Origin of the sequence: Flavobacterium sp. GT3R68 (genome assembly GCF_007109225.1) — a bacterium.
Classification (GTDB): domain Bacteria; phylum Bacteroidota; class Bacteroidia; order Flavobacteriales; family Flavobacteriaceae; genus Flavobacterium.
Map to the genome: position 1 here is coordinate 1 of NZ_VJZK01000014.1, position 3,586 is coordinate 3,586.

At 30.8% G+C, this 3,586-nt stretch carries 6 protein-coding genes; all 6 read left to right on the forward strand.

The genetic code is table 11. From position 1 onward, the window contains the following. Window positions 1-99: 99 nt before the first annotated feature. The 6 genes from FNW07_RS13495 (at window position 100) to FNW07_RS13520 (ending at window position 3,493) form a co-directional block, all read left to right on the forward strand. Window positions 100-393, forward strand: a complete 294-nt coding sequence (locus FNW07_RS13495) for a barstar family protein (protein WP_126745321.1) — start codon at window positions 100-102, stop codon at window positions 391-393. A 189-nt stretch (window positions 394-582) separates the two neighbouring features. Continuing rightward, window positions 583-1,035 carry a hypothetical protein gene (locus tag FNW07_RS13500; RefSeq protein WP_126745322.1) on the forward strand — a complete coding sequence of 151 codons (453 nt, stop codon included), beginning with the start codon at window positions 583-585 and terminating at the stop codon, window positions 1,033-1,035. 168 nt (window positions 1,036-1,203) lie between these two features. Continuing rightward, complete coding sequence (locus FNW07_RS13505; RefSeq protein ID WP_126745323.1) at window positions 1,204-1,488, forward strand: hypothetical protein; 285 nt, start codon at window positions 1,204-1,206, stop codon at window positions 1,486-1,488. Window positions 1,489-1,644: 156 nt separating this feature from the next. Beyond that, window positions 1,645-2,076: a hypothetical protein gene (locus tag FNW07_RS13510; protein WP_126745324.1), complete on the forward strand. Its 432-nt coding sequence runs from the start codon at window positions 1,645-1,647 to the stop codon at window positions 2,074-2,076. A 151-nt stretch (window positions 2,077-2,227) separates the two neighbouring features. Next, window positions 2,228-2,869, forward strand: a complete 642-nt coding sequence (locus FNW07_RS13515) for a hypothetical protein (RefSeq protein ID WP_126745325.1) — start codon at window positions 2,228-2,230, stop codon at window positions 2,867-2,869. 168 nt (window positions 2,870-3,037) lie between these two features. Further along, the gene (locus tag FNW07_RS13520) at window positions 3,038-3,493 is read left to right on the forward strand and encodes a hypothetical protein (protein ID WP_126745326.1); all 456 of its coding nucleotides are present in this window, start codon (window positions 3,038-3,040) and stop codon (window positions 3,491-3,493) included. Window positions 3,494-3,586: the final 93 nt, after the last annotated feature.

The following is a 3,586-nucleotide window of genomic DNA, read 5'->3' on the forward strand; positions in this document are numbered from 1 at the left end:
GCTGATAACTCAAAGTTTGGTTTATATTTGTATTGTTTGGTGATATTCACGCCACTGAGGCAAGCCACCGGACGTTAACAGTCAGGATAAAAAATCAAAATGCAAAGGAAATTAATCATAATAAATGGCAACCATTTTTCAGATTTAGAATCTTTTTATACCGAAATCGACAAAGTTTTGACCAAAAATTTAAAGTGGAAAACTGGACATAATCTTGACGCTTTTAACGACATACTTTGTGGCGGATTTGGTGTATTTCAAAATGATGATCAAATAAATCTGAACTGGATTAATTTTTCAAAAAGCCAAACAGAATTAACAAAAGAAACAACCGATTTATTGGTCGGAATAATTGAAAAACAAAAACATATCAAATTCACGAAAATTGAATAGTCGAAAAAAGAATCCCGAACTGTTAACAGCGGTTTGCCACAATGGCTTATTCTGTGATTCTTTAGAAAATACGCTGATAACTCAAAGTTTGGTTTATATTTGTCATTGTTCGGTAACATTTTAAGCCACTGAGGCAAGCCACCGGACGTTAACAGTAATTCTGCATCCAAAACAACATTCAACTTTAATATGCGAAAACATATATCAATAGTTATTCTTATTTCTATAATTACATTAAGTTGTAATAAATCGCAACAAATCGCAAATGATTTTGAACTTAATCAAATCGTAACCAAATCCAATAAAATAATTATTAAGACAAAGAAATCCAATGAAACAGAAGGCACAAGAAATGATTCTTCTTTTGAGTCTTACAATACTTTAGAAACGAAAAGCGATCAACAAATAAAAAGTCTTGGTGGAACACTTCGTCAACCTACCAAAACCGATTATTGTTGCTGTCCACAAACAAACTATTCTATTTCATTTTACAAGGACGATAAAAGAATTGGAATATACTTTGTCGATACAATCGAGTTTAAAAATAAAGTAAGAGTCTTTGAAGGAAGTTACCAATACTCGATGATTATTGAAAAAGAGTTCTGGAAAAACTATTTGAAAGAACTTAAGCCCGAAAATTAGAACTACTGTTAACAGCGGTTTGCCACAATGGCTTAATTCTGTGTTTCTTTAGAAAATACGCTGATAAATCAAAGTTTGGTTTATATTTGTGAATGTTCGGTGACATTCAAGCCACTGAGGCAAGCCACCGGACGTTAACAACAACCTTAACCCAAAATTACGTGTAAAATGAAAATTTTTGAAATTTTTGAAAAAATATCAGAGATATATGCATGGCTAAAAATTGTTTTTTCATTCACTATGACTGGATTAATAATTGGCACTATTATTTATTATCTAAACCAAACTATTCCAATTCTTATACTTGGAATTTGTATTTCCTTATTCGGTTTCATTTTTGGGTTAACATTTGCAACTAAAATGTGGAAAGGAAAAGGCACTATGTGGTTTTTATCAAGAGTCATGGCAAGTCCAGAACTTGATAACCATGATGAAAATGAAAATTACCGCTAAAAATAAAGGCAGTTGTTAACAGCGGTTTGCCTCAATGGCTTAATTCCGTGATTCTTTAGAAAATACGCTGATAACTAAAAGTTTGGTTTATATTTGTGGTTATTCGGTAACATTTCAAGCCACTGAGGCAAGCCACCGGACGTTATAGCCAATTTTATGAAAAAAATTACGATAATATTTATGTTCTTATTTACATGGTTGTCATACAGTCAAGACAATTCTAAACGTATTTATGAATATATTACTTCAACCGAAAAAAAATGGAAAATCATTAAACTTCGAGATACTATAAATGCTAAAATTATTTTCCACATTCCCGCACAAAGAGATTGTGATGAAAATCTTGTTGCTTCAATGACAATAGTTAAAACACAAAAAGGCGACACTATACGGATTTTAGATTTATGTAATTCAAATAAATTCCAAATTGATCAAAACATAAAAATAGCACCTGCCCAAAAACAATCATTTATTAAAGTATCAGTTCCTTTTAGTTTTGATGAAAATTTAGAAACCAAAATGTCTGAACCAAATTTAAAATATGATTTAAAAGTTTTGAAAACAGCTTGGGGAAAACTTATTGAATAAAAAACTGGCCATAACAGCGGTTTGCCTCAATGGCTTAATTCTGTGATTCTTTAGAAAATTAGCTGATAACTCAAAGTTTGGTTTATATTTGTGGGAGTTCGGTAATAATTCAAGCCACTGAGGCAAGCCACCGGACGTTAGCAGCTATATTATGAAAAAACTATTTCCAATAATCGCAATCTTGTTAATTACATTTCAGTTCTCTTGTAAAAAGAAAATTGATGAATTGCAATTTGAGAAAAATGTTTTAAATGAAGTTTTTGCAGAAATAGCTGATTCAATTTATAGAGATCGACGGACAATGCTTCCTCCTCCATTTCCAAGAATAGATTTTAAAACAAATAAAGAAGATACAATTGATTTTGATAAACGTTTAAAAGAATACAATCGGTTTCAGGACAGCATAAAAAATGATACGGCAAGAATATTACTTGCTGTATACGACACTGTAAAGACCTATAAAAATCATTCATTAAAAAAATCTGAAACTAAATATTTAAATGACTATAAACTAGATTTAACCCTCTTTAAGAATAACAAAAAATTTAATTTTAAATCTTCTTCATTATTTCCCAATCAACTATTTTGGGACATAAACGATTTGAAAAGCTCGCTTCCAGTTGGCGTTATTTATCTTTATAGAATACAATTTAATGATAAAAAAGACAAAGGAATTTTAGAAGCTGCTTCCAGTTGCGGCGGAGGAAAATGTGGACAAGGATATTTAATAACAATAGAAAATAAATCAGGGTACTGGAAAGTATCAAAAGTAAAAGAAACATGGATATCGTAAATAAATACAGCTGCTAACAGCGGTTTGCCACAATGGCTTAATTCTGTGATTCTTTAGAAAATACGCGGATAACTCAAAGTTTGGTTTATATTTGTGATTGTTCGGTGATGGGAACGCCACTGAGGCAAGCCACCGGACGTTAGCTGCAAGCGTAAAAAAAACAACTGAATGGACAAAAACACAACCAAAAGTCATAATCTCCTATTGGAAGATTACTTTAATGATTATGAAATTAGGCCTGAATTTAAGAAAGAATTCGTATCTCTTTGGAAAGGATGGCTTGGTAAAGAAAATTATTATAAATTAGATCAAGTTACTGAATCTGAATGGGAAAGATTTAACTCTCTAATTAGAAACATTTCAAAGTGTTATAAATTGTTGTTAGTAAATTTGAACGAGAAAACAATTTTAGAAATCGACGATATTGATAAAACACTTAATAATTATAATGATTCAATGAATAAACCAGGAAGCGAATTTTTTATATTTATAATTCCTGAATTAGATTGTGTAATAACAGAAGAGTTTGATTATACGTTTATAATATGGCACAAACACCAAAATACAATTGAAAAACTAAAACCATTTATTCTAGAATCTAATCTACATCATTTTTCAGACTAAACAAAGAACGCCAGCAGCTAACAGCGGTTTGCCACAATGGCTTAATTCTGTGATTCTTTAGAAAATACGCTGATAACTCAAAGTTTGGTTTAT